General features: G+C 61.4%; 22 protein-coding genes. 7 read left to right on the top strand and 15 right to left on the bottom strand.

Features of this window, described 5'->3' with window-relative positions:
- Positions 1–98: 98 nt before the first annotated feature.
- Genes ABH944_RS35345 through ABH944_RS35325 form a run of 5 tightly spaced genes read right to left on the bottom strand, consistent with a single transcriptional unit; the run spans position 99 to position 5,116 of the window.
- Complete coding sequence (locus ABH944_RS35345; protein ID WP_404612291.1) at positions 99–1,241, bottom strand: NAD(P)/FAD-dependent oxidoreductase; 1,143 nt, start codon at positions 1,239–1,241, stop codon at positions 99–101.
- Positions 1,238–2,035 (bottom strand): ABC transporter permease, encoded by a 798-nt coding sequence (locus ABH944_RS35340; RefSeq protein ID WP_404612293.1) that lies wholly within the window; start codon positions 2,033–2,035, stop codon positions 1,238–1,240. Before ABH944_RS35340 ends, ABH944_RS35345 begins: the two co-directional genes overlap by 4 nt.
- A gap of 13 nt (positions 2,036–2,048) precedes the next feature.
- Positions 2,049–2,921, bottom strand: a complete 873-nt coding sequence (locus tag ABH944_RS35335; RefSeq protein WP_404612295.1) for an ABC transporter permease — start codon at positions 2,919–2,921, stop codon at positions 2,049–2,051.
- Positions 2,908–3,987 (bottom strand): ABC transporter ATP-binding protein, encoded by a 1,080-nt coding sequence (locus ABH944_RS35330; RefSeq protein WP_404612297.1) that lies wholly within the window; start codon positions 3,985–3,987, stop codon positions 2,908–2,910. The genes ABH944_RS35335 and ABH944_RS35330 overlap by 14 nt, the downstream gene beginning before the upstream one ends.
- A gap of 49 nt (positions 3,988–4,036) precedes the next feature.
- Complete coding sequence (locus ABH944_RS35325) at positions 4,037–5,116, bottom strand: ABC transporter substrate-binding protein (RefSeq protein WP_404612299.1); 1,080 nt, start codon at positions 5,114–5,116, stop codon at positions 4,037–4,039.
- Between the two features lie 138 nt (positions 5,117–5,254).
- Between ABH944_RS35325 and ABH944_RS35320 the strand changes: the two genes are divergently transcribed.
- Positions 5,255–6,178, top strand: coding sequence for a LysR substrate-binding domain-containing protein (locus ABH944_RS35320; RefSeq protein ID WP_404612301.1), 924 nt, complete (start codon positions 5,255–5,257; stop codon positions 6,176–6,178).
- A gap of 30 nt (positions 6,179–6,208) precedes the next feature.
- On the opposite strand, the gene ABH944_RS35315 is transcribed toward ABH944_RS35320, so the two are convergent.
- The gene (locus ABH944_RS35315; RefSeq protein WP_404612303.1) at positions 6,209–6,769 is read right to left on the bottom strand and encodes an ureidoglycolate lyase; all 561 of its coding nucleotides are present in this window, start codon (positions 6,767–6,769) and stop codon (positions 6,209–6,211) included.
- Positions 6,759–7,736 (bottom strand): LysR family transcriptional regulator, encoded by a 978-nt coding sequence (locus ABH944_RS35310; RefSeq protein ID WP_404612305.1) that lies wholly within the window; start codon positions 7,734–7,736, stop codon positions 6,759–6,761. Before ABH944_RS35310 ends, ABH944_RS35315 begins: the two co-directional genes overlap by 11 nt.
- Before the next feature lie 208 nt (positions 7,737–7,944).
- Between ABH944_RS35310 and ABH944_RS35305 the strand changes: the two genes are divergently transcribed.
- Positions 7,945–8,628 carry a DUF2848 domain-containing protein gene (locus tag ABH944_RS35305; RefSeq protein WP_404612306.1) on the top strand — a complete coding sequence of 228 codons (684 nt, stop codon included), beginning with the start codon at positions 7,945–7,947 and terminating at the stop codon, positions 8,626–8,628.
- Between the two features lie 223 nt (positions 8,629–8,851).
- A complete protein-coding gene (locus tag ABH944_RS35300; RefSeq protein ID WP_404612339.1) occupies positions 8,852–9,949 on the top strand; it encodes a branched-chain amino acid ABC transporter substrate-binding protein in 1,098 nt (365 codons plus the stop codon).
- Positions 9,950–10,004: 55 nt separating this feature from the next.
- Here the strand turns inward: ABH944_RS35300 and ABH944_RS35295 are convergent, their stop codons facing one another.
- The 6 genes from ABH944_RS35295 to ABH944_RS35270 all read right to left on the bottom strand — a co-directional run bounded on the left by ABH944_RS35295 (position 10,005) and on the right by ABH944_RS35270 (position 16,424).
- Complete coding sequence (locus ABH944_RS35295; RefSeq protein WP_404612308.1) at positions 10,005–11,153, bottom strand: porin; 1,149 nt, start codon at positions 11,151–11,153, stop codon at positions 10,005–10,007.
- A 166-nt stretch (positions 11,154–11,319) separates the two neighbouring features.
- Complete coding sequence (locus ABH944_RS35290) at positions 11,320–12,144, bottom strand: quaternary amine ABC transporter ATP-binding protein (RefSeq protein ID WP_404612310.1); 825 nt, start codon at positions 12,142–12,144, stop codon at positions 11,320–11,322.
- A gap of 31 nt (positions 12,145–12,175) precedes the next feature.
- Positions 12,176–13,132 (bottom strand): ABC transporter permease, encoded by a 957-nt coding sequence (locus ABH944_RS35285; protein ID WP_472975142.1) that lies wholly within the window; start codon positions 13,130–13,132, stop codon positions 12,176–12,178.
- A 47-nt stretch (positions 13,133–13,179) separates the two neighbouring features.
- The gene (locus tag ABH944_RS35280) at positions 13,180–14,217 is read right to left on the bottom strand and encodes an ABC transporter substrate-binding protein (RefSeq protein WP_404612312.1); all 1,038 of its coding nucleotides are present in this window, start codon (positions 14,215–14,217) and stop codon (positions 13,180–13,182) included.
- A 62-nt stretch (positions 14,218–14,279) separates the two neighbouring features.
- Positions 14,280–15,506, bottom strand: coding sequence for a M24 family metallopeptidase (locus ABH944_RS35275; RefSeq protein ID WP_404612314.1), 1,227 nt, complete (start codon positions 15,504–15,506; stop codon positions 14,280–14,282).
- A gap of 30 nt (positions 15,507–15,536) precedes the next feature.
- Complete coding sequence (locus ABH944_RS35270; protein WP_404612316.1) at positions 15,537–16,424, bottom strand: HalD/BesD family halogenase; 888 nt, start codon at positions 16,422–16,424, stop codon at positions 15,537–15,539.
- Positions 16,425–16,541: 117 nt separating this feature from the next.
- Here ABH944_RS35270 and ABH944_RS35265 point away from each other — a divergent pair, with 117 nt between their 5' ends.
- Together ABH944_RS35265 and ABH944_RS35260 are read left to right on the top strand one after the other, a co-directional pair.
- On the top strand, positions 16,542–17,444 hold the full coding sequence (locus tag ABH944_RS35265; protein WP_404612318.1) for a LysR substrate-binding domain-containing protein: 903 nt from the start codon (positions 16,542–16,544) through the stop codon (positions 17,442–17,444).
- Positions 17,445–17,534: 90 nt separating this feature from the next.
- Positions 17,535–18,077, top strand: coding sequence for a GNAT family N-acetyltransferase (locus ABH944_RS35260; RefSeq protein WP_404612320.1), 543 nt, complete (start codon positions 17,535–17,537; stop codon positions 18,075–18,077).
- Here the strand turns inward: ABH944_RS35260 and ABH944_RS35255 are convergent.
- Together ABH944_RS35255 and ABH944_RS35250 are read right to left on the bottom strand one after the other, a co-directional pair.
- Positions 18,074–19,006: a LysR family transcriptional regulator gene (locus tag ABH944_RS35255; protein ID WP_404612322.1), complete on the bottom strand. Its 933-nt coding sequence runs from the start codon at positions 19,004–19,006 to the stop codon at positions 18,074–18,076. The two genes, ABH944_RS35260 and ABH944_RS35255, sit on opposite strands and share 4 nt — an antisense overlap.
- Entirely contained in the window at positions 19,003–20,559 is a 1,557-nt protein-coding gene (locus tag ABH944_RS35250) for a methyl-accepting chemotaxis protein (protein ID WP_404612324.1), read from the bottom strand. The genes ABH944_RS35255 and ABH944_RS35250 overlap by 4 nt, the downstream gene beginning before the upstream one ends.
- A 401-nt stretch (positions 20,560–20,960) precedes the next feature.
- On the opposite strand from ABH944_RS35250, the gene ABH944_RS35245 reads away from it, so the two are divergent.
- Together ABH944_RS35245 and ABH944_RS35240 are read left to right on the top strand one after the other, a co-directional pair.
- Positions 20,961–21,731, top strand: a complete 771-nt coding sequence (locus ABH944_RS35245) for a putative hydro-lyase (protein WP_404612326.1) — start codon at positions 20,961–20,963, stop codon at positions 21,729–21,731.
- A 28-nt stretch (positions 21,732–21,759) separates the two neighbouring features.
- Positions 21,760–23,064 (top strand): MFS transporter, encoded by a 1,305-nt coding sequence (locus ABH944_RS35240; protein ID WP_404612328.1) that lies wholly within the window; start codon positions 21,760–21,762, stop codon positions 23,062–23,064.
- Positions 23,065–23,397: the final 333 nt, after the last annotated feature.

The raw sequence follows: 23,397 nt of genomic DNA, 5'->3' as shown, positions 1-23,397 counted from the left end.
CGGGATGTCGGCGTTCAAGACGCATCGCGGAGAAACGGTAAGGGCGGCGGCAAGCCGCCCCTGATGCCGAAGCCCATGCAAGCGATACGTTGAAACGGCTAATGAGCATGGCTGGTCGCGCGATCGGCGGCGAGAAAACGGCCGCCCCGGAACGCGGCGAGTTCATCGGGGATCGGTCCGCCCGTGATCCACGGAGCAATGCGCATGGCATGCGCTGCCGCGAGCGTCACACCGCTGTGACACGTGACGACGAACGCGCCCGGATACTGCAGCGACTGCTCGTAGATCGGGAAACCGTCCGGGCTGTACACACGTAGCGCGGCCCACGTGCGTACCAGCCGCACGTTCTTCAACAGCGGAAACGCACGCACACCGCGCCGCGCGATGGTCGACAGCACATCGACACTCGTGAAGTCGTTGTAGCCGACCTCCTCCATTGAGTCGCCGAACTGCACCGAGCCTTCATCGGTCTGGCGCACATTGATGGTCGGGTAATGCAGGAACGGCGAGACCCGTTCACTGACCAGCACCTGTCCGCGATTCGGCGCAACCGGCGCGTGCAGGCCCACCTGGGCGCTGAGCGCACGGTTGCCAAGGCCTGCTGACAGCACGACCTTCGGTGCACGCCACACGGCGTTCTTGCCATGCACGGCGAAACCGTTGGTCTCGGGAACAATGCGCCCGATGTCTTGACCGCTGATCAGTTTCACGCCGCGCCGCTGGATGGCGTCGTGCAGCGCGCGCAGCAGCTTGAGCGGATTCACGTGACCGTCCATGGGCGTATAACTTGCGCCGATCACTTCAGGTCCGACGGCGGGCAGGCGTTCGCGCAACTCCTGCGCGTCGAGCAGTTGATAGGGATACTCGCCGCCCAGTTCTGCCTGCAGCGTGGACAGGCGCTTCTCGCGCTCGGCCATCTCTTCGTCGGAGAAACACAGGTGGAAACCACCCGGCTGCTTCAGCGATACATCAATCCCGGTTTCTTCCAGCAACGCCGCAGCGAGTCCCGGCCACAGCCGCGACGAACTACGCGACCAGCGTGCATAGGGTGTCAAACCATAGCCCTTGCCCTGCACCCATACCAGTCCGAAATTGCCACGCGATGCGCGAAAACCGCCATCGCCCTGGTCCAGCACCGTGACCTTCGCTCCCTCGCGCGCCAGCCCGTAGGCCACCGCGGTTCCTACCAGCCCACCCCCGACCACCAGCACGTCGGGACTGTCGACTGAATGACCTCTCATCGTGTTTCTCCAATCAGGACGCGGTCCAGACCCACCATCCGGTCGAGCACCAGCATCAGAACTATTGTGCCGACGATCAACACGGTCGACACGGAGGCCACCAGTGGATCGATCGTCTGCGCGATCTGGTTGTACATCGCGACGGGCAGCGTGGTCGTGCCGGGCGTCGCGACAAAAATGGTCATCGTGAGTTCGTCGAAGCTCTGGATGAACGACAGCACCCAGCCGCCAGCGACACCGGTGCGGATCATCGGCAGCACGACGCGGCGAAAGGCGGTGAAGCGGCTGGCGCCGCACGACAGCGCCGCGCGTTCGGCATCGCGATCAAGGCCAATAGCCGATGACAACGCGAGCCTCAACGCATACGGCAACACGATGATCACGTGCGTCGCGCACAGCGCCCAGAACGAACCGCCAAGCCCGAGCAAGCTCAGGAATCGCAGGAACGCGATGCCGAGCACGACGGCGGGGATCATCATGGGCGAGAGGAAGAAGCCGGTCAGCGCGGCGCGGCCCGGGAAGCGATAACGGGCGATGGCCAGCGCCGCCGGCAACGCGAGCGCGACCCCGGCTGTCGCCGCCACCAGCGCGAGACGCACCGAGAGCCAGAAGGCATCGACGATCTGGTCGTTGTCCAGGATCGCCTTGAACCAGCGCAGCGACGCGCCATCGAACGGCAGCGAGATGAAGCCCTTGTTGGTGAACGAGACCGCGATCACCACGACCAAAGGCGCGGCGATAAACGTGAGAAACAGCACGTTGAACAACAGGCCCAGGAATCCGTTTTGTTTCATGGCGTCTCCCGGTTCAGTCGAAGATGTGCTTGAAACGACGCTCAGCCAAACGACTGCAGCCCAGCACGATTGCCACGTTGGCGATCAGCAGCAGGACAGCGATTGTCGCTCCCAAAGGCCAGTTCAGCGTACCGAGAAACTCGTCGTATGCAGCGGTCGCGACCACCTTGAGACGCCGCCCGCCGATCAACGATGGCGTAGCAAATGCCGATGCGGACAGCGCAAACACAATGATCGATCCAGACAGGATGCCCGGCAGGATCTGCGGCAGCACGACGCGCCGGAATACGCGGAACGGCGATGCGCCCATGGACCGGCCGGCCCATTCCACCTGCGGGTCGAGCTTCTGCAGTGTCGCCCACACCGACATCACCATGAAGGGCACCAGCACGTGCGTCAGCGCGATCACAACCCCGGTCATGGTGAACACGAGGCGGATAGGTTCCGACGTGATGTGAAGCGCCTGCAACGCATTGTTGAGCACACCGTTATTACCAAGCAGGATCTGCCAGCCGAGCGTGCGCACGACGACCGATATCAGCAGCGGACCAAGCACGACGAGCAGGCAGACGGACTGCCATGGCCGCTTCATGCGCGCAAGCACGATGGTCTCGGGCACGCCAAGCAAAATGCAGAGGAAGGTCACCGCGAACGCCATTCCTGCGGTGCGAGCGAAGATGGCGCCGTAGTAGGGATCCGTGATGACTTCAAGGTAGTTGCGCAGCGTGTAGGTCGCAAGCGTGCCCTGGCTGTCGCTGAAAACGTGGAAGGACAACACCAGCGTCAACAGCAACGGCACCAGCAGCAGGCTGCCGAACAACAGCAACGCGGGGGCGGACAGGAGCCACGGCGTTACGCCGGGGCGCTCGTTATCAAGCGTGGCCATGAAGTCCCTCCCGCTGAAGCACACGCAAGTCGTCGTCCGACCACGCCACGCCAACCTGCGCGCCTTCATCCGGCGGCGGCGCGCCGTTGTTCGGCTGGGCCACGCTCAGTTGCCCAAGACCGGTATCGATCAGCAGAAGCCACTGGTTGCCGGTGAATACGCGCGTGGTAATCCGGCCGGTGGCGCGAACAGCTGCTGTATCCAGAGTCGCGAGATGGACCTTCTCCGGGCGGATATACACGTTCACCTCGCCCTGCACATCGCGGCCTTCGTGCGGCACCTTGAGCGTGGTGCCCGCAACATCGACTTCAGCGCAGCGTGCGTTGAGGCGCAATACCGCGCCGGGCAGCAGGTTGGTCTTGCCAAGAAATGCCGATGCAAACGGTGTCTCCGGCCGTTCGTACGCTTCGAACGGCGTGCTCAGTTGCGCGATCACGCCGCGATGCATCACCGCAATGCGATCGCTCATGGTCATGGCTTCGACCTGATCGTGCGTGACAAGAATGGTCGTGATACCCAGGCGCTTCTGGATCGACCGCAATTCGATGTGCATTTCCTCGCGCAGTTTCGCGTCGAGATTGGACATCGGTTCGTCGAGCAGCAGCAGTTCGGGGCGCATTGCAAGCGCACGCGCAATGGCGACGCGTTGCCGCTGACCGCCCGACAACTCCTTCGGATAACGCGCACCGAGTCCGCTCAGGCGCACCAGGTCGAGGGCTTCGGCCACGCGTTCGGCGCGTGCCGCGCGTTTCATGTTGCGCATCTCGAGGCCAAAGCCGACGTTGCCGTTCACCGTCATATGCGGGAACAACGCGTAGCTCTGGAACACGACGCCCATGCCGCGTTTCTCCGGCCGCTCATGCGTGATGTCGCGGCCGTCGAGCAGGATGGTGCCGGTGCTCGGCGTGACAAAACCCGCGATCATCTGCAGGGTCGTGGTCTTGCCGCAACCGGATGGACCGAGCAGCGACAGGAACTCACCACGCTCAACGTCAAGGTCGATCTGTTCGATAGCGGTGAAGTCGCCGTAGCGCTTCGAGATGCCTTTGAGAGTCAGAAAGCTCATGTGCGTCCGTGGGTTGAAGTCGGCGGTCGGTCTGTCCGGTCTGTGAAGCTCACCGCTCCACGCTGCGATTCCAGCGTTCGGTCCACTCGGTCCGGTGCTGGTTGATTGTCGTCCAGTCCACTGCAACAAGCTTCGAAATCTGATCAGGACCATACGGCACGCGCGCCGCCACTTCCGGCGTCAGTTGCACGGTCTTGTTGACCGGGCCGAGGCCAATCGCCTGCGCCTGGATCATCTGCACTTGCGGGCTCAGCAAGTACTGGATGAACTGCTGCGACAACGCGGGCTGCGCGTTCTCCGCCACCGCGCAAGCGCCGACCTGCAGCGCGACGCCGCCTTCTTTCGGATAGAAGAACTTCAGCGGGAAACCCGTATTTTGCAGCGCAACGGCACGGCCGCTCCCATACGGCGCGAGGATCACATCGCCGCTTTGCATCAAGCCGTCCATCTCTCCCGGAGTCGGCGCCCACGACAGCACATCGGGCGCCACCTGTTTGGACATGGCGGTAAACCCCGGGTCGATATTCTTCTCGCCGCCGCCGTTCAAGCGCGCCAGCATCACCAGCGTATGCAGGCCGTAAGTGTTGGTGATAGGCGGCATACCGAGCTTGCCCTTCAGGCGCTTGTCGTACAGCACGCTCCAGGAATCCGGCGGGGGCAGGCCCATCTTCTTGAAGGCATCCGCGTTGTAGCCAATCCCGGTTGCGACCATACCGACACCCACCGCCGTGGGACCTAGCCGCGCGAGCGGATATAGATCCTTCATCACCGGTGCTTCCTCGACCTTCGCGCACAAACCCATCTGCATCGCCTGGTACATCGGGCCGTCATCCATCACAGCGACGTTGATCTGCTGGTGCCCTTTCTGCGCCTGTAATTTCGCGAGCGTGTCGCTGGAATTACCCGCAACGTAGACGATCTTGACGTCGTGCGCCTTCTCGAACGGCGGGATAATCTTCTCGCGATACATGGTCTCGTTCGACCCGCCGACGTTCGCCACATACAGCGTGGTTTCAGCCTGCGCCAGAAGCGATGCGGACAACGCCCCGGCGCAGCCGAGCGCGGCCAGCAGGGGCCGCAGATACGAACGAGAAGACGACGAGCAATGGCTTTGCTGCAGTTGTTTCATGTGCGATTCTCCAGACTGTGCAGGGTCGGACGCTTGCGGAAGGGTGCCCCCAAGTGAAATTATTCTGTTCGCCGCAAGGCATATCGTCCAATACGAATAAAATAACTAGCTATACAGGGCTGATATGGGTTTCATTCAATGAATCTTAAGCACATTGAGGCGTTCCGGGCAGTCATGCTGGCGGGTTCCATGACCGCGGCGGCCAAGGAATTGTTCACATCACAACCTAATATCAGCCGCCTGATCACGCAACTGGAACGCGAGACCGGCTTGCTGCTGTTCCTGCGCAGCGGCGTCCGGCTGATTCCCACGAGCGAAGGTAATGCGTTTTTTCGCGAGGTGGAACGCGCGTATGTGGGTCTGCAGGGGCTGACGAATGCCGCAGCGCAGATCAAGAACCTGGGGACCGGGCGATTGCGCATCGCAGCAATGCCGTCAGCGGGATTGACCCTCGTGCCGCATGCAATCCAGCGCTTCCAGGCCTTGCACCCTGAAGTCACCATCTCGTTGCACGTGAACACCTCAGGCACCGTCAATCATTGGACGAGTTCGCAGTTCTGCGATCTCGGGGTCGCGGTTTATACCAGCGAAGCGTCCAACTGCGAGATCGAGTTGTTATCGAAGGTGGCGGCGGTATGTGTATTGCCGGCAGGTCATCGGCTAGCGAAGAAAGCGACGCTCAAACCCAAGGATCTCGAGGGCGAGCGGTTTGTATCCTTGTGCCACGGCGACGGCACGCGCGCGCAGATGGACGAGGCGTTCGAACGCGCGGGAGTCGAACGGGTGCTCGCGATCGAAGCGCAGTACTCCGCGATCTGTTGCGAGATGGTTCGCTGCGGCATGGGCGTGACGCTGGCGCATCCCATTGTTGCGCAGGATTTTGCAGGTCCCAATATCGTGATCCGGCCGTTCACGCCGGCGGTCGTGTTTCCGACCTATCTGCTATTTCCGCCGCATCAGCCACGGGCGCGTTTGACGCTGGAGTTCGTTGAGGTGCTACGCAAAACCCATGACGAACAATTGGCGGCGATGGAAAAGCCCGAGAGGCTGAAGCGGGCTTGAGGGGCTGACGCAGACCTGTATGGGTCCTGGCTAGCGGTTATCCGACAGGCCCGCCAACCGATGTGTCGGAATCGGCTTGATTGCGCTCTCGCACGCGGGCGCTCCGGTCTCCAGATGGACCACCAGGTCGTAGGTCGTGGAGCGACGGGTAAGCATCAGGCATGTCGACTCGCCGTGTGGTTGAAGTACCCGCGTTGCGTGCCAGCAGTGTGGCCGCATGCAGACACCCTCACCTTGCGGCACCCAGAACGCGCGCAGCGATTCCATGTCGGGTTGGCCGCCCTCCGTGCTCGTTGCGACGATCTGGATGACAGGCCCGGTCAGCGGCACGATGGCTTGCTGCGTGAGCCAATGGGCTTCGAGGCTTGCGACCGTTTCGTCGGCGTTCCTGTACTTGACCCACAGGACTTCGGTTTCCCCCGCCGCGCCGGTATCGAAGAGATGTTCGCGCCAGAAATCCGAGGCCGGGCTGGTGTACGCGGGAGCGTGGCCATCGCGTTTAAGCGGTTTGCCCAGCATCCAGCCATAGGCGTTGAAGGCCTCGGCGCTGAGCGGTTGAATCGTGAGCGAGGGGTAGGAATCAGTCGGCATTTTTCGGCAAGGCGTGAAGGGTTGATGATGAAACCGGCTGATCACCCGGGTTGGGAAACAGCGCGAACTCGGGGCCGTTGGCGAGGCTGAAATCGCGTACGACCTGCAATGCAAGCCGTGTGATGGATTCGCACAGCAGGCTGTCCGGGCTGCGCCTGAACGCGGCAACGAGCGGGAGCGCCGGAACGCGGTGCGTCACCTGCAGCAATTGCAGCCGCCCCGACTGCAACTCGTGCATGACAAATGCGCTTGGCAGCACGGCTATGCCGAACCCGTCGACGACAAGGCGAATGATCGCGGCCACGGACGAGACGCAGTTGATCTGAACGGTGGTCTCGCCGCTGGCCGCGAACAACTCGGTGAGGAAGCCATGCGGCGCCGAGTGCCGCGCAAAACTGACGATGGGAAACGCGGCCAGTTCCGCCTCGGAGAGCGCTTCAGCCGAGAGGTTGAGCGAGGGACTCGCCACCCATCGCATGGGGAGCGTCCCAAGCGGAATGTTGACTGCGTCGCTGCCGGTCACATTCGTGGTCAGCAACGCGACGTCGACGTTGCCGTTGACGAGATGCCCGGAAAGATTGGCCGTGGTGTCCGACGTGAGTTCGATCGTCAGGTTCGGGTACTCCTCCCTTACCCGCTTCAGCAGATCCGGCAGCCAGGTATGCACGACCGACTCGATCACACCCAGCCGCAGCAGCCCCGCGACCTTGGAACGGTCGCTGACGCTCGCGAGCATGTCGCGGTTCAGCTTCAGGATCTGCTCCGCGAAAACAAGCGCCTTGGTGCCTTCCTGCGTCAGCGTCACATCACGGGGCCCACGGTCGAACAGACGCACGCCAAACTCCTGCTCCAGGGCAGAAATCCGGCTGGAAATGGCGGCCTGGGTGGCGTGCAGGTGCTCGGCCGTCATCCGGAAGTTGCGCAGCTTGGCGAGCCATACAAACGTTTCGAGAAAGCGGACATTCATGGCGCACCCCGGCTGATGCGTTGTGTAACAAAGCTGAGGAAGCTGGCGAAGCGGCGGGCATCGACCGAATCATTGCGTCAGTTTATCGCCGGAAGAATTCCCGCGTGACAAGAAAAAGTGAGCACGTGGGCCCACATTTACTTGTTGGACATCGGCACACCCTTCTTCAAGACTGTCATTCATTGAATCCACCCGGTGAAAGATTTCGATGAAGACACTTGAATGCAGGATAGATAGCGGCGTCGATATCGAAGTTTTGGTGAGCCGCCTGGTCATCGCCGGCTGGGCGGGGCGTGACGCGCACGACGTCGAGCACCATATCCGCGAACTGGAAGCGCTCGGCGTCAAACGCCCGGCGTCGGTGCCCACTTTCTACATGGTCTCGCCCGCCTTGCTGACGACCGACGGCGCAATCCATGTTGTGGGCACGCACTCATCCGGCGAGGTCGAAGTCGTGCTGATCCAGAGCGCGCGCGACGGTTTGCTGGTCGGCATAGGGTCCGATCATACGGACCGCCGGGTGGAAAGCTACGACGTCGCCGTGTCGAAGCAGATGTGCGCCAAGCCGGTGAGCGCCGCGCTCTGGCGTTATGCAGATATCGCCCCGCACTGGGATTCGCTGATCGCGCGCAGTTGGCGAATCGAGGGCGATGCCGCCCCCGCGCTGTACCAGGAAGGCACGCTCGCCCGTTTGCTGCGTCCGGACGAGCTGATTAAACGAGGTTTCGGCGCGACCGCCATGCCGCCCGGATCGGCGATGTTCTGCGGCACGCAAGCCGTGCTCGGCGAACTAGGCGCAGCAGCGGGCTACGAGCTCGAACTGCATGATCCGGTACTTGGACGCAGCCTTCGGCACCGCTACATGGTCGACACGCTCGCCCATGTTGAATGACGGCGAGGCATTAGATTTGTTTATTGCCGTCCAACACAATTAGTCGTTGGACGGCGCAAATTGGCGTTTGAATACTGAGCCACATTCGCCGTCCGTGTTGCGGAATCGCATTCGATGGACGCCCCGCGCTCACTCTCCAAGCCCCAAGGATCCGCCCGTGACCTCCTCCGCCCCGCTCCGTTTTTCGCGTCCCGCTTGCTGCGCCCTCGCCGCCGCGGTTCTTCTGATTGTCAGTGGACAAAGCTACGCCGCCGACCCGGCCGTCGTCCTGATCGGCCACGCGGCACCGCTGACCGGGCAGCTTTCCCACATGGGCAAGGACAGCGAAAATGCCGCCCGGCTGGCGATCGACGAGATCAACAGCCAGCACCCGGTGATCGGCGGCAAGCCGGTCAGGTTCCAGCTCGACTCCCAAGACGATGCCGCCGATCCGCGTACCGGCACGCAGGTCGCCCAGAAGCTGGTGGATGACGGCGTGGTGGCTGTCGTGGGCGACATCAACTCGGGCGTCTCCATCCCCGCGTCGAAGATCTACAGCGAAGCAGGCATTGTGCAGATTTCGCAAGGTTCGACCAACCCCACGTACACGCTGCAGGGTTACAAGACCACGTTTCGCGTAGTCGCTACCGACGCGCTTCAGGGACCGGCACTCGCCCATTACGCGCTCGACTCGCTGCACGCGAAGCGGATTGCGATCATTGACGACTCCACCGCCTACGGCCAGGGACTCGCCGATGAATTCGAAAAGGCTGCGAAAGCGAAAGGCAGCGCGATCGTCACGCGCGAACAGACCAACGACAAGGCAACCGATTTCCGCGCAATCCTGACGAAGATAAAAGGCTTGCGTCCCGACGTCATCATGTACGGCGGCTCGGACGCCACCGCCGGGCCGTTGGCCAAGCAGGCGGGCAATCTCGGGATAACAGCGAAGGTGCTCGGCGGCGACGGCGCATGCACGGAGAAGATGATCGATCTGGCCGGTGACGCTATTGGCAACGTGACGTGCTCGGAGGCGGGCCTCGCGCTCTCGAAGATGCCCAAGGGACAGGACTTCGAAAAACGCTACATGGCACGTTTCAATACGCCGATCGATGCGTACGCGCCGTTCACCTATGACGCCGTCTATGTCATCTACAACGCGATGAAACGCGCGGACTCGACAGACCGCAGCAAAGTGCTCGCCGCGATGCCATCGACTCAATATGACGGCGTGATCGGCCGCATTGCGTTCGATCCGCATGGTGATCTCAAGGATGCAGCCGTCACGATCTATGAGTTCAAGGACAAGAAGAAGACCGTCATGGATGTCATCAAGATGTGACGCTTGCGGCGGGTGTGTTCGCGGACCACGGATGCCGCCCGCGAACACACCGCACTCAGAACGCGTGCCGTATCGCGAGCCGCACGACAACCTGCTTCGACGTGGACGAAGCGTCCGCCGCACCCGGCACGTAGGCGTCATCCAGCGCGGTCCCGGTGGTGTCGCCGCCGACCGATTGAAATGCTGCCTGGGCGTAGACATCGGTGCGCTTGGACAGCAGGTAGTCCGCCATCAATCCCACCGACTGATAGTTCGGGTGAGCCGTGCCGGTGCTGGCGTTATCAGTAGCGCGTGTATAGACGTACTGCGCGCCGACAAAAAACGCCGGAGTGAATTGATACTTGCCGTTGATCTCGAAGTTGTTGAACTTGAGCGACGATATCGACCCGCCTGCCGGCACGATCGACCCCGAGATATAGGTCGTGGAAGTCGGATCGGACAGGTTCGAGTTGGTGTACGCAAAGCCCACCGTAGCGTTACCCATGGTGTAGTTGATACCCGCGCCGAAAACCCGCAGGCGCTGCGCGAGGAAGTTCTGGTCGGTCGTGGAAATGGCGCCGCCCGTCGTGCCGGAAGGGTTGTCCGAGTTCAAATAGGCTGCCGCGATCAGCAGGCCCCCGTAGGTGTACTGCGCACCCACGCTCATCAGCCGGTTGTTGGCAAAACCCCCAGCCACGTTACTGAACCCATACATGCCGCCGAATTGAAAACCGGCCCATGCCGGGCTTGTGTATTTCACCGTGTTATTCACGCGGAATGAATTGTCGGTATTGTCGTTATCGTACGGGTGCGCAAACAGATACCCCGCCCAGTTTCCATTGGCCGTTGTCTGCGCGAGAAAATCCACTACCGAATCATATTGCCGGCCCAACGTGACCGTTCCGTATGTGGCGTCGCTAATGCCCACGAAAGCCTGCCGGCCGAATTCCAGGCCGCCCTGACCCAGCCGTCCGTTGTTCAGGTTAAACCCATTTTCAAGGGTGAAGATCGCCTTGACGCCCCCGCCCAGGTCTTCATTGCCCTTCAATCCCCAGCGGCTGCCTTGTGCATAACCGCTCTGCATTTCATAGGCTTTATTGCCGTTGACGTTATTCGTATAGTCGAACCCTTCGTCAATGACACCATACAGCGTCACACTGTTTTGGGCATGCGCGCCCGAGACGAACAGGCATGACAAAGTCATGCAGATTGCTTGCTTTTTCATTGATGGCTCCAAAACCATGGACCCGGCGTGTCGCCGGCGTGGACCTGCTTTTTTATGACGCTTCTTTTATTGATCGCCCGGTACGGGCGTGTGTATCCAGGACCCCCGTTGCGGGCCCTGTCCTGCGCTCAGTCAATCGTGTTAACTGATTGGCTAACTGATTTATTCAAGCAACGCGTTCGGCGCGCCGCTCGACGAACCGGCGGACATAGTCGTTCGCGGGGAAACGCACGATATCTTCAGGTGTGCCTTGCTGCACGAGTTCGCCATCGCGCAGAATCGCGATCTGTGTGCCCAGTCTCAATGCTTCATCCAGGTCGTGCGTGATGAAGACAATGGTCTTGTTCAACGTCCTCTGCAGCTCGAGCAACTGATCCTGCATCTCGGTGCGGATCAACGGATCAAGTGCCGAAAATGCTTCGTCCATCAGCAGTACTTCCGTGTCCGCCGCCAACGCACGGGCAAGCCCCACGCGCTGGCGCATCCCGCCCGAAAGCTCGTCGGGGAATTTATCGCCATAACCATCCAGGCCCACCTTGCCGAGCCAGATCCGGGCTTTCTGGTTCGCTGCATCATGGCGCTCGCCTCTTACACGCAATGCGTACGCCGCGTTCTCCAGCACCGTTGCATGAGGCAACAGGCCGAAGTTCTGGAACACCATGCTTACGCGATGCCGGCGGAACTCGCGCAGCCCCGCCGCGTTGAGCGAGAGGATGTTCTCGCCGTCAATCACGATCTCGCCTGCGCTCGGATCGATCAGCCGGTTGAAGTGGCGCACGAGCGTGGACTTGCCGGACCCGGACAAGCCCATGATCACGAAGATCTGACCGGCCTCGATATTCAGGTTGATGTTGTTGAGACCGACGTTACAGCCGTTGTCGGCGAGCACGTCCGCCTTCGACGCGCCGTGCCGGAGCATGTCGATAACACGTGCATGGGTCATCGTCGGCCCGAAGATCTTGTAGACGTTGCTGACTCGGATAGCTGTCATGTTCGCGCTCCGCAAAAGGGATGGATGAGGGTCAGACGCGACGCGACGCGGCGTCGCCCGCCGCCTCCGGCTCGCCAAGACCGGCACTGCGCGCGCTCTGGCGAGCCTGCACGCGGGCCCTTCTGTTCGCACTTAGCGCCAACCGTGCACGCCGCTCCTGACCGTAACCCTGCGAGATCCGGTCGATTACTATCGCCAGGATCACAATGGCAATACCCGCCTGCATGCCCTTGCCGACATCGAGTGTCTGGATACCGGCCAGCACATCTTCGCCGAGACCGCGCGAACCGATCATGGATGCAATCACGACCATGGACAGCGACATCATGGTGGTCTGGTTGATACCGGCCATGATGCTCGGCCGCGCGAGCGGCAACTGCACGCCTATCAGCATCTGCCAACGTGTCGTGCCAAAGGAGCGCGCGGCTTCCACCACGTCGCCATCCACCTGCCGGATGCCCAGGTCCGTGAGCCGGATCAGCGGCGGCAGCGAATAGATCACCGTGGCGAAAATGGCCGGCACCTTGCCCAGCCCGAAGAGCATCAGCACCGGGATCAGGTACACGAAGCTGGGCAGCGTCTGCATCACGTCAAGCACGGGCAGCAGCCCCCGGCGGACCCAGCGGTTCTGCGAGCACAGGATGCCAAGCGGGATGCCCAGCACGATCGACAACACGGTTGCGACCAGCATCAGCGCAAGCGTCTGCATCAGCTTGTCCCACAGCCCGAACGCGCCGATTGCGTAGAGCAGCAGCACGAACAGCGCGGCCAGCGAGAGCTTGCGCGTGGCGTGCCAGGCGAGCAGACCCGCGAGGATTAACAACAGCCACGGCGGCATGATCCGCAAGCCGCTTTCCAGCGGCACCAGCAGGTACTTCAGCACGACCAGGCTGAACGAGTGGAAGGCATCGCCATAGTTCTGGACCAGCAATGCGACCTTGTCGTTGATCGGGTCGGCAAGCGACAGATGCGGAAAGATGGACGTCATGGTTCACTCGTCTTGAGAAGGATCGCGGTGAAGGAAAGGGCCCGTTTTCAAGTGCCCAGTCTGGCCTGCACCTTGGCCGCTACATCGGCCGGCACCCAGGTCTTCCACATCTCGGGGTGCGTGCGCAGGAACGTGGTGGCCATGGCCGAGCCGTCGATCTTCTTCGAAGTCATCTCGAGAATCGTGCTGTTCAGGAAGTCCATCGGAAAGCTGACTTTCGAGAACAGATCAATGGCTTGCGGTTCGGCTTCGCTGAAGGGCGTCGAGACACCCACCGTCACGTGCGAAACCATATACGACGAAGCACATTGCTTCGTGCTGCTTTCATCGCGCAGGGTCTTCCAGCAGGCGTCGTTGTACGGCGGCATCTTGAGTTCGACGAACTTGTATTTCGCCATCAGCGCAGCGGGGCCCCAGTAATAAAACACCAGCGGCTTGCCGCGCTGATACGCCGATTCTATCGATGCATCGAGTGCGGCGCCCGTACCCGGATGGAAATTGGTGTATGACGCGTCGAGGCCCAACACCTTGAGCAAACGCGTATTCACGCGTTCGCAGTCCCAGCCTGTCGGGCAATTCAGGAACCGGCCCTTCTCCGGTTCTTCGTCATCGGCGAACAGGTCCTTGTATTTCGGCAGGTCGGTGACCGAAACAAGTCCCGGTGCGCTGGCCTTGATGTTGCGGGACGCATCGCCCTTGATCACGTATTCAGGCACGAACCAGCCCTCCTTCGTGCCACCCGGGAGGGTGTCGCCTACCAGTTTGACCTTGCCGGCAGCGACCGCTTTCGACGTGATTTCGCTGCGGCCGGTCCATTGCTCGGCCCAGACCTGCACGTCGTTGCTTGCCAGCGCGGTCTCGGTGGCGGCCGTGCTGCCGGGCACGACGTCCGTCGCGCAGCCGTAGCCCTTTTCAAGAATCTGACGCAGCACTTCAGTCGCAAACGCGCCGCTTTCCCACGTAATGCCCGCAAAGTGCACGGTCTTGCCCGAGCTGCAGAAAGTCCCTGCGGCGTGCGCAGTGCCCGCGGTCGCCGTTACCACGACCAGAGCCGAAATGCCTGCTTTGAAGAATCGTTTGAGCATCGTCTTGCACCTATGGGGTTGGTTTGCTATCGGTTTTTTTAATGACGCGCCGTCTGCGAGGATCAGGCCAGCAACCTCGCCTCGAACGGGTAGTCCGAGAGCAGTTCGACGCGGCCGTCGTCGCGAACATAGACCTGCTCTTCCAGCTTCACGCCCTCGCCGCCAGCCTCATGTCCAATATAGCTTTCAATGCACAGGGTCATGCCCGGCTCGATCACGCCGTCATACCCCTTGGCCTCGTTGTCCTCTCTATGCACGATATACGGATACTCGCCCGTCATGCCGACGCCATGCGCGAGCGCGAAATAGCGGCGTGCGCGGTATGGCTCGGGAATCTTCCACGCCCGGGCAATGAACTCCTGGAAAGTCGTGCCCGCGCGCAAGTTCTCCATGTTCGAATGAATCTGCTCGTACGCCAGCTGGTAGAGGTTCTTTTGCGCGGCCGTGGCCTGCACATCGCCACACAGGAACGTGCGCGAAAAATCCGCGTAATAGCCGAAACGGCCGACCACGTCCGTGTCGAGCCCGACGAGTTCGCCCGACTGGATCTTGCGCGGGCTGCTTTCCTGGAACCACGGATTGGTACGCGGCCCCGAACTGATCAGGCGCGTTTCAATGTAGTCGCCATCGGTTGCAATGATGTGCTGGTGCAGATGCGACCACAGCTCGTTCTCGCTGATGCCCGGCACAAGCGCCGCTTCCAGCTTGCGCACGCCTTCTTCAGCCGCACGCAGCGACGCGCGGATCATCTTGATCTCGTTGGGCACCTTGATGGCGCGCGCGCGTTCGAGCGGCTCCTGTGCGTCGAAGACCTGATAGCCGCGTGCCTGCAACGCGAACGCTGCAGCGGAGGTCGCGCTTTCGATCGCAATGCGCTTGCCGCCACCGCTTTGTGTCATCAGCTCGTCAATCTCGGCTGCCCAGCGCTCGGTGACCTGGCCGAGCATGTCATCACAAAAGTAGTAGGAGATCGCGGTGGCGGGGCGGACTTCATCCACCGTGTCCAGGCCTTCGGCCAGGAAGTCGCAGCCCGCGTATTCGAACAGCACGACCTTGCCTTCCGCCGGCACGAACACATAGCGGGCAGGGTTGCGCATTGAATAGACCTGCATGTTGCGCGAGCCGGTGGCGTAGCGCATGTGCGTGGGGTCGAACAACACAGCGGCGGTCAGGTCGCGCTTCTTCAGTTCACGGCGCACCGCAGCCAGCCGGTCACGTTGAATCTGCGCAATTTCAGCGGCCGTGGGTTCGCAATCTTCAGGAAGATGGGTAGGGCGAATAATCGACATGTGGGGGTTTTATAAGCGTTAATCGACGGGTTAATCAACCAGGCTGTCGGCGCGAACGAGCCGTTGCTCGGCTTCCAGATGAGCTTCCGAAACGCGGCCGTATAACTGGCGTGTCCGTTCAAGCCGTCCGATCACGCCAGGCTTTTGCGAGTACGCAAAGATGGCTGTGTGGCGCTCGATTTCGCCCGCTACCTGGGTGACGCGGTGCAGCGAAAAGCGGCCTTTGAACAATTGCAGGTCGCCCGGACGCAGCGTGATGACGTTGATGGCTTCGCGGGTTTCCCCGCGTACCACGCGGCCGACGCCTTCGTAGTTCTCGCCTTGCGGCGTGCGAATGTTCGGGCAGTATTCGAAGTCGCCGCCCGCGGTGGGCTGCTGGGTCATCATCGAAACAATGAATTCGTTCGTGTCGTAATGCCACGGCTGCTCGGTGCCGGGCGGCATCACGTTTTGCACCAGACCCGCATATGGATCGGCGTATTCCCACACCCGCGTTTCGCCCAGGCAATCCGCCACGAAACGTTTCATCGCCTGGGCGACATAGATGCGATGCACAATCGCGTCCGCCGGAATCAGGTCGCGTGTCACGAAACCGCTGGTGCGGTCCATGAAGATACGGCGGGGATCGGTGTCGGAGAGCGTGGGGTCGTCGGCGGTAAAGTAAGCATTGACCTTACGAGTTGAAAAGTAGGTTTTGGCGGCCAGCGCGCGACCCTCGTTGCGTGCCCGCTCAAGCGCCTCCGGGCGCAGGAAATCGTGCAGCACGGCGCTGCCGCTAGCGGCCAGCTCGGCGCGGCAGGCCGCCACCAGTTCGGTCAGGCGTGCGCTGTCCGGATCATGCAGGGGGTAGCGGTCAGTGTTGACGATATCGCTGAGATCGAGGCATTCAGCATCGGCAAGTGAAACGGAGAGAACCACGGCAGGCTCCAAATCGATATTTTGGCGAGTGGATTTACGGGTCGACTTCAACAACAATCTGCGAACGACGGCCCGATCTTTTGGCGGCCAATTTCTTTTGGAAAGCGAGTATTTCCGATGGATTCCATTAGCGAACCCGATTGGTCGAAGATCGCTTCACTCGATGCGGAACTCGTGCGCGCGTTTGTCGTGGTGGCTGAAAGCGGGGGTTTTACGGCGGCGGCGCGCCAGCTTCATCGCACGCAATCGACCATCAGCCTGCGGATCCGGACGCTCGAGGAGCGGCTTGGGGCGCACCTGTTCATGCGCAACAGCCGTCATTTCGCGCTCTCGAGCGACGGCGAGAATTTCCTGATCCACGCACGGCGGATATTGCAGGTGCAAAACGAGGCAATTGCTTCGCTCACGCGCGGGAGCCGCGGCAATGTGATTCGTTTCGGGTTGCCGGAAGATTATGCGGAGCTATGGCTGCCGGAACTGCTGCGGGCGTTTTATGCGGTGCGCCCCGGTGCGCGGCCGCATATTCATTGCCGGACATCGCTGGAATTGCTGGAACGGCTGAGCGCAGGTGAACTCGATCTGGCGCTGGTCGTGCGGCACGGCGAGCGTGCCGGGGGAAAACCCCTGGCGCGCCAGGAACTGGTGTGGGCAGCGCATCACGATTTCGAGTTGTGCGCGGATGCGCCGGTGCCGCTCGCCCTCTTCGACGAAAGCTGTACTTACCGGCAACGGGGATTGCAGGCACTGACCGCAATCGGGCGGGATTATCAACTCGTGTACACGAGCCAGAGTCCGACCGGAATCCGCATTGCGGTGAATCATGGCGCGGCGGTGACGATCATCGATCGCCGGACGCTGCCCGCGTGCTGGCGCACGTTCGATGAATCGGACGGCCTGCCGGCGCTGCCGCCCGCGGAACTGGAGCTTCATGTTGCCCCAACCATGCGTAACGAAGCAACGCGAGACCTGAGCGCGTTGATCGAGATGCTGGTGTCGGAGCATAGCGGCGCGATGGCCTGACGCGGTTGTGTGGCTGCGTCTTTCTTCGCGTTCGCCGCCTCGGCCTGAACGGTTATATTCCCTGCTCCATCCACGCACACATGTTTCCCCATGCCCCACTCCACCGCTGCCCTGGAAACCGATCGTCTTATCCTGCGTGCCCCGCAACGCGCTGATTTCGACGACATCTACGCCATGTGGTCGGACCTCGCGGTCGTGCGCCATGTCACCGGTGTTGCGTTCACAAAGGAGGAAGCATGGGCGCGCCTGCTTCGAAGCGCGGGGCATTGGGCATTGATGGGATTCGGCTATTGGGTAGTCAGCGAGAAGCACAGCGGCAAGTTCATCGGTGAGGTCGGCTTCGGGCAATACAAGCGCGGTATCGACCCGGCATTCGATGAAGCGCCGGAGATCGGATGGATGTTGACGTCCGGGTCGCAACGACAAGGCTACGGCGCCGAAGCCGTGCGTGCCGCGTTGCGGTGGGCGGATACACGCTGGCCCGACGATGAAATCGTCTGCATTATCTCGCCGGAAAACGCACCCTCGCTTGCACTCGCCAGGAAATGTGCATTCGCGCCAAGCCGCACGACAAACTACAAGGGCAAGCCAACCGTCGTGTTCCAGCGCGAGGCGCCGTCGCCCAAAGATTAAAGCCCTTCCAGGAAGTCTTTTTTAATCGATTTCGAGTAGGCGGAACACGCAACGTGCGCTGCGTTGGCCGCTGCATTGACCATCACGCTGGCATCGACGGGCTTGCATAGCGACACGACAATCGGTGGCGGAACCGGCTTCAGCGGCAGCTCGACGAACTCGCCGCTTTGCAATTCCTTGGCGACGAAAAGACTGGGAATACCGGCGACGCCATATCCGTCGCGCACCAGTTGAACGATCGCGGCGACCGATGGCGAGCACGTGATACGCGTTTGTTCGGGCCGCATGTTCTCTTGCCGGGCAAGCGTATGCACGATACTTTCCAGCGCTACCTGCGGTGCCGTCCCACGGCCGAACGTGACTATCGGCCGTTGCAACACGCGTAGCGCAAGCCCGGCGGAGCGCCGCGACAACAGCCCGCGTCTTGCGATCCAGCGCACCGGGTAACTCGCAATCGCACTCGATGCAATCTTGGTACTGTCGATCCCTTCCACCCGTATGACGAGATCAAGCTCGCCGCTCAGCAAGCGGCGCTGCAACACGGAACTCGAATCGACGGTGAGATCGACATCGAGCTTCGGATAGTTCGCGTTGAGATAGGTGATGTAGTGCGACAGCCAGCTATGCACCACAGTTTCGATCACCCCGAGCCGCAGCTTGCCGCCGACCACCACCTCCTGGCCCGCCGCCTCGCGCAACGCACGCGCGGCATCCACCACGTTGCGCGCGAGCCCGAGCAGGCTCTGTCCCGCGGTAGTCAAACGAAATGCGGTTGAGGACCGGTCGACCAGCTCGGTCTTCAACTCGTCCTCGAGCGACTTGATGCGTAGCGAGATGGTCGCGGGCGTGGCGTGCAGGACACGCGCGGTCGCCCGGAAACTTTCCAGTTCCGCCAGCGTCACGAAGGTCTCGAGGAAGCGTGTATTCATGCAGGCGTCAGCCGGAACGACTGCATGGCGTCACCCAGGCGCAGCGCCTGGTCGTTCATCGAACTCGCCGCGGCCGCGGCCTGCTCGACCAGCGCCGCGTTCTGCTGCGTGGTGCCGTCCATCTGCGCGATCGCCCGGTTGACCTCTTCAATCCCCACGCTTTGCTGGTTCGACGCAGTAGCAATGTCTTCCACAATGGTTGTCACGCGTTTGACCGCCGTGACAATGTCGGCCATGGCCTTGCCCGCGTTTTCGGCGAGTCCCGCACCGCTTTCGATCTGCGTCAGCGACGTGTCGACCAGCACGCGGATCTCCTTTGCCGCCGCCGCACTGCGTTGCGCGAGGCTGCGCACTTCGCCCGCCACCACCGCAAAACCGCAGCCGTTTTCACCGGCGCGCGCCGCTTCAACCGCCGCGTTCAGCGCGAGAATATTCGTCTGAAACGCAATGCCGTCGATCACCGCCGTGATCTCGGCGACCTGCTTCGAACTGGTCGCAATCGCGCGCACGTTCTCGACCACATCGTCCACCACGCTACCGCCTCGCAGCGCTTGCGCCGACGCGCTTGCCGCCACCTGACTTGCTTGCGACGCATTGTCGGCGTTCGCGCGTACCGTGGACGTGATCTCGTCCATGGCCGCCGCGGTCTCCTGCAGCGCCGCTGCCTGCTGCTCGGTGCGGCTCGACAGGTCCGCGTTGCCGCTGGCAATTTCCGCTGCGGCAAGCTTGATGGCGTCGGCGGCGTCCTTCACGCGCGATACCGTGCCCGCCAGGCTGTCGCGCGTATGGGCAATCGCTGAAATAACGCTCTGCGTATCGCCCGCCGTTACGTCGATGCGCCCCGTCAGGTCGCCCGATGCAATCTGCCGCGCAAGGTGTGCAGCGGCGGCGGGTTCACCGCCAAGCGAGCGGCTCACGCTCTTGATTGCCAGGGACGCAAACAGCGAAATGGCCGCGCCGAGTACCAACAGCATCAGGAGCGAATGCAGGAGCGTGCGATAGAACGCGGCCTGGATATCGTCCTGGTACGTACCGGCGATCATGTCCCAGTCCCACGGCTTGTAGCGTTTCGTATAACCCAGCTTTGAGCTCGGTTCGGTCGCGCCCGGCTTCGGCCACCAGTATTCGAGAAACCCTCCGCCTTCCGCGGAACTGCCGGCTGCGGCGATAGCCTTGTAGAGCGAATTGCCCTTGGCGTCCTTCCAGTCCGACATGTCCTTGCCGTCCAGTTTCGGGCTGATCGGATGCATGATCATGACCGAGTTCGACCCGACAATCGTCACGTAACCACCGCCGTCGTACCGCAGGTCGCCGATCCGCGCGATAGCTTCCTGCTTCGCGGCATCGACGGACATCCTGCCGCTCTGCGCCAGCTTGTCGAGGCCGGCGGCGATTGAATACGACATCGAGACAATGTCATCCAGGTCGCGATGACGCTCGGACAACTGCAGGTCACGCGTCTGGTATGCGTGCCAGACAGTCAGCGTAAGAAGGCCGAACCACGAAAGAATCAGCGGCATCCATAACTTCTGGCGCAAGGACAGACGGTTCATTTTTGTTTTCCAGTTGAAAGGAACTGCGGTCAGGAGAGGCGCGGGAGAACGAGCCCGCTCTTTCGCTTAACGGCAGCCCGGAGGAATTATTAACTCCGCCAAAAAAATACGCCTGTTTAATCGATAGTTTCTGCAGGATGTTTCTGAGCAGCACACGTCCTTCGGTGCGGCTGCGTCCACGCGTTAAAACACCGCGCACAAAGGCATGCAGCCTCGCTCAGCACCTATTCATCCGGCTGCGTGCGCCGGGTCCGTTACGTGAAAATCCCAATGAAACTGTTAAGAAAACCTTAACGCATGCGAGCGGAATAACTCGCTGGCGCCACTTTTTTTGCGGCCCTAACCTGCATCTCGTCACTTGTTTCGCCGCCATTTCATTGCATTCGTGAGGGACCTGAACCATGCCGCATCTTTTCCGCCAGCAAGTCCGCAGCAAGCGTTTTACCGGTCCCACGGCCGGGCACTGCGGTGAGTTCGCGCAAGCCAATCTCGCCATCATCCCAAGCGTTTATGCAGAGGATTTCCTGCGTTTTTGCGTGCGCAACCCCAAGGCGTGCCCGCTGCTGGGCGTGGGTGAACCGGGCCAGTGGAACGTGCCGGCGCTGGGCCGCGACCTCGATGTCCGCACCGACGTTCCCGGCTACAACGTGTATCGCGACGGCGTGCTGTGCGAGCAACCCGACGATATCGTCGAACTCTGGCGTGATGATCTGGTGGTGTTCGCCATAGGGTGTTCGTTTTCATTCGAACAGATGCTGGCGCGCGAACGCATCCCGTTGCGGCATGTGGATGAGGGCGTCAATGTGCCGATGTTCCGCACGAACATGTCCAACCAGGCGGCCGGGCCATTCGGCGGCAAGCTGGTCGTCTCGATGCGTCCCATGAGCGGTGCGCATGCGGTGCGCGCCGTCCAGATCACGAGCCGGTTCCCTTCCGTGCATGGTGCACCGGTACATCTGGGCAGCCCGGCCGTACTGGGTATTGAAGACCTGATGCAGCCCGACTACGGTCAACCGGTTTCTATTCACGACCATGAGATACCCGTGTTCTGGGCGTGCGGCGTGACGCCGCAAAGCGCGATCGAAAGCGCGCGGTTGCCGTTCGCGATTGCGCATCGGCCGGGCCACATGCTTGTGACCGACATCCCCAACTCATCGCTCGCTGTGCTCTGAGCGCGCGCTCACGAACCCTGGAGAAAACATGACTACTGAAGCACGCTATGCGAGCACGCAGGTTGAAGCGCTGCCCGACGAACCCGCCAGCGGCGGCATGTTCGGCTGGTACAAGCACACGACTCCAAGCGAGAAGCGTGCGTTCTGGAGCTGCAAGATAGGCTATGGACTCGACGCCATGGACACGCAGTTCCTGAGCTTCGTGATCCCCACACTGATCGCTACCTGGGGTTTGAGCAAGGGCGAGGCGGGATTGATCGGCACGGTGACGCTGCTGACTTCGGCGCTTGGCGGCTGGGTGGCGGGCATTCTGTCGGATCGCATTGGCCGCGTGAAAACGCTGCAGATCACCATCCTCTGGTTTGCGTTCTTCACGCTTGTCTGCGCGTTCGCCCAGAACTACACGCAGTTGCTGGTCGCACGTGGCTTGATGGGTTTCGGTTTCGGCGGCGAGTGGACCGCGGGTGCGGTGTTGATCGGCGAGGTCATCCGGCCGCGTGATCGGGGCAAGGCCGTGGGCATGGTGCAAGCGGGCTGGGCAATCGGCTGGGCTGTCGCCGCCGGTCTCTATACGCTGGTGTTCTCGTTCCTCCCCGGCGACGTTGCGTGGCGGGCACTGTTCGCGCTCGGCATCTTGCCCGCGCCATTTGTGATCCTGATCCGCCGTCTGGTCGATGAACCTGAAGTCCACAAGCAGCAGAAACAACGCGAGCTGGAAAGCAACGACCGCAGCTCGTTCCTCGAAATCTTCGGCCCTGGCATCTGGTTTACCACGCTGCGCACCGCTATTCTCGCGACCGGCACGCAAGGCGGTTATTACGCCATCACCACGTGGCTGCCGACTTACCTGAAGACCGAGCAGCACCTGAGCGTAGTTGGCACGGGCGGTTATCTCGCCGTGGTGATCGCGGGGTCGTATGCGGGGTACCTGTGCGGTGCGTTTCTCAGCGATCGCTTTGGCAGACGGCTAAACTTCATTGTGTTCTCGCTGGCTTCGATGGTCATCGCGCTGGTCTATACCCGCGTGCCGATGAGCAACACCATGCTTCTGATCCTCGGCTTTCCGCTCGGTTTTTTTGCATCGGGTATCTTTGCCGGCATGGGCGCGTTCATGACGGAACTGTTCCCCACCCGCATACGGGGTTCTGGTCAGGGCTTTTGCTACAACTTCGGCCGTGCGGTCGGCGCCACGTTTCCATTCCTGATCGGTTTTGTTGCTCAGAAGATGTCCTTGGGCATCGCGATTGGAACCTTCGCGGCAGCGGCTTACGGCGTAGTGATTCTTGCGGCGCTGACGTTGCCTGAGACGCGTGGCGCCAAGCTTGTTGCGTAGGTTTTCGCTCGCGCCGGTGGACGGGTTTTGGGGTTTTGTGGGCTTGGGGTTAGTGGTCGGGGTCTATGCCGGGTTGGTGCTTTCGGCGTTAGTGGTCTGCATGAGTCGGATTTTCTCTTTATCACTATTAGCCACTGTGCGTGGCGGCACGTCATTTCTTTGTCCAAAGCGACAAAGAAACGAAGCAAAGAAAACGCTTTAACCGCTCTACCCTAAGTGTCCACAGCGTGCAGTTTTAATTCATAGGTGCCCCAAAAGCACGGTGCTCGCCAGAGCGACGGACAGTTGAACCCCTCTTTCTCGCGAATCCTGACATGAACACGCTTCGCCACC

The sequence above is a fragment of the Caballeronia udeis genome (assembly GCF_044909315.1).
Classification (GTDB): Bacteria; Pseudomonadota; Gammaproteobacteria; order Burkholderiales; family Burkholderiaceae; genus Caballeronia; species Caballeronia udeis_A.
This window is presented reverse-complemented; position numbering and strand designations above follow the sequence as displayed.

Bases quoted from the DNA above. Each gene is read 5' to 3' on its own strand.
- ABH944_RS35345 (WP_404612291.1), bottom strand. From the start codon at position 1,241: ATGAGAGGTCATTCAGTCGACAGTCCCGACGTGCTGGTGGTCGGGGGT.
- ABH944_RS35340 (WP_404612293.1), bottom strand. From the start codon at position 2,035: ATGAAACAAAACGGATTCCTGGGCCTGTTGTTCAACGTGCTGTTTCTC.
- ABH944_RS35335 (WP_404612295.1), bottom strand. From the start codon at position 2,921: ATGGCCACGCTTGATAACGAGCGCCCCGGCGTAACGCCGTGGCTCCTG.
- ABH944_RS35330 (WP_404612297.1), bottom strand. From the start codon at position 3,987: ATGAGCTTTCTGACTCTCAAAGGCATCTCGAAGCGCTACGGCGACTTC.
- ABH944_RS35325 (WP_404612299.1), bottom strand. From the start codon at position 5,116: ATGAAACAACTGCAGCAAAGCCATTGCTCGTCGTCTTCTCGTTCGTAT.
- ABH944_RS35320 (WP_404612301.1), top strand. From the start codon at position 5,255: ATGAATCTTAAGCACATTGAGGCGTTCCGGGCAGTCATGCTGGCGGGT.
- ABH944_RS35315 (WP_404612303.1), bottom strand. From the start codon at position 6,769: ATGCCGACTGATTCCTACCCCTCGCTCACGATTCAACCGCTCAGCGCC.
- ABH944_RS35310 (WP_404612305.1), bottom strand. From the start codon at position 7,736: ATGAATGTCCGCTTTCTCGAAACGTTTGTATGGCTCGCCAAGCTGCGC.
- ABH944_RS35305 (WP_404612306.1), top strand. From the start codon at position 7,945: ATGAAGACACTTGAATGCAGGATAGATAGCGGCGTCGATATCGAAGTT.
- ABH944_RS35295 (WP_404612308.1), bottom strand. From the start codon at position 11,153: ATGAAAAAGCAAGCAATCTGCATGACTTTGTCATGCCTGTTCGTCTCG.
- ABH944_RS35290 (WP_404612310.1), bottom strand. From the start codon at position 12,144: ATGACAGCTATCCGAGTCAGCAACGTCTACAAGATCTTCGGGCCGACG.
- ABH944_RS35285 (WP_472975142.1), bottom strand. From the start codon at position 13,132: ATGACGTCCATCTTTCCGCATCTGTCGCTTGCCGACCCGATCAACGAC.
- ABH944_RS35280 (WP_404612312.1), bottom strand. From the start codon at position 14,217: ATGCTCAAACGATTCTTCAAAGCAGGCATTTCGGCTCTGGTCGTGGTA.
- ABH944_RS35275 (WP_404612314.1), bottom strand. From the start codon at position 15,506: ATGTCGATTATTCGCCCTACCCATCTTCCTGAAGATTGCGAACCCACG.
- ABH944_RS35265 (WP_404612318.1), top strand. From the start codon at position 16,542: ATGGATTCCATTAGCGAACCCGATTGGTCGAAGATCGCTTCACTCGAT.
- ABH944_RS35260 (WP_404612320.1), top strand. From the start codon at position 17,535: ATGCCCCACTCCACCGCTGCCCTGGAAACCGATCGTCTTATCCTGCGT.
- ABH944_RS35255 (WP_404612322.1), bottom strand. From the start codon at position 19,006: ATGAATACACGCTTCCTCGAGACCTTCGTGACGCTGGCGGAACTGGAA.
- ABH944_RS35250 (WP_404612324.1), bottom strand. From the start codon at position 20,559: ATGAACCGTCTGTCCTTGCGCCAGAAGTTATGGATGCCGCTGATTCTT.
- ABH944_RS35245 (WP_404612326.1), top strand. From the start codon at position 20,961: ATGCCGCATCTTTTCCGCCAGCAAGTCCGCAGCAAGCGTTTTACCGGT.
- ABH944_RS35240 (WP_404612328.1), top strand. From the start codon at position 21,760: ATGACTACTGAAGCACGCTATGCGAGCACGCAGGTTGAAGCGCTGCCC.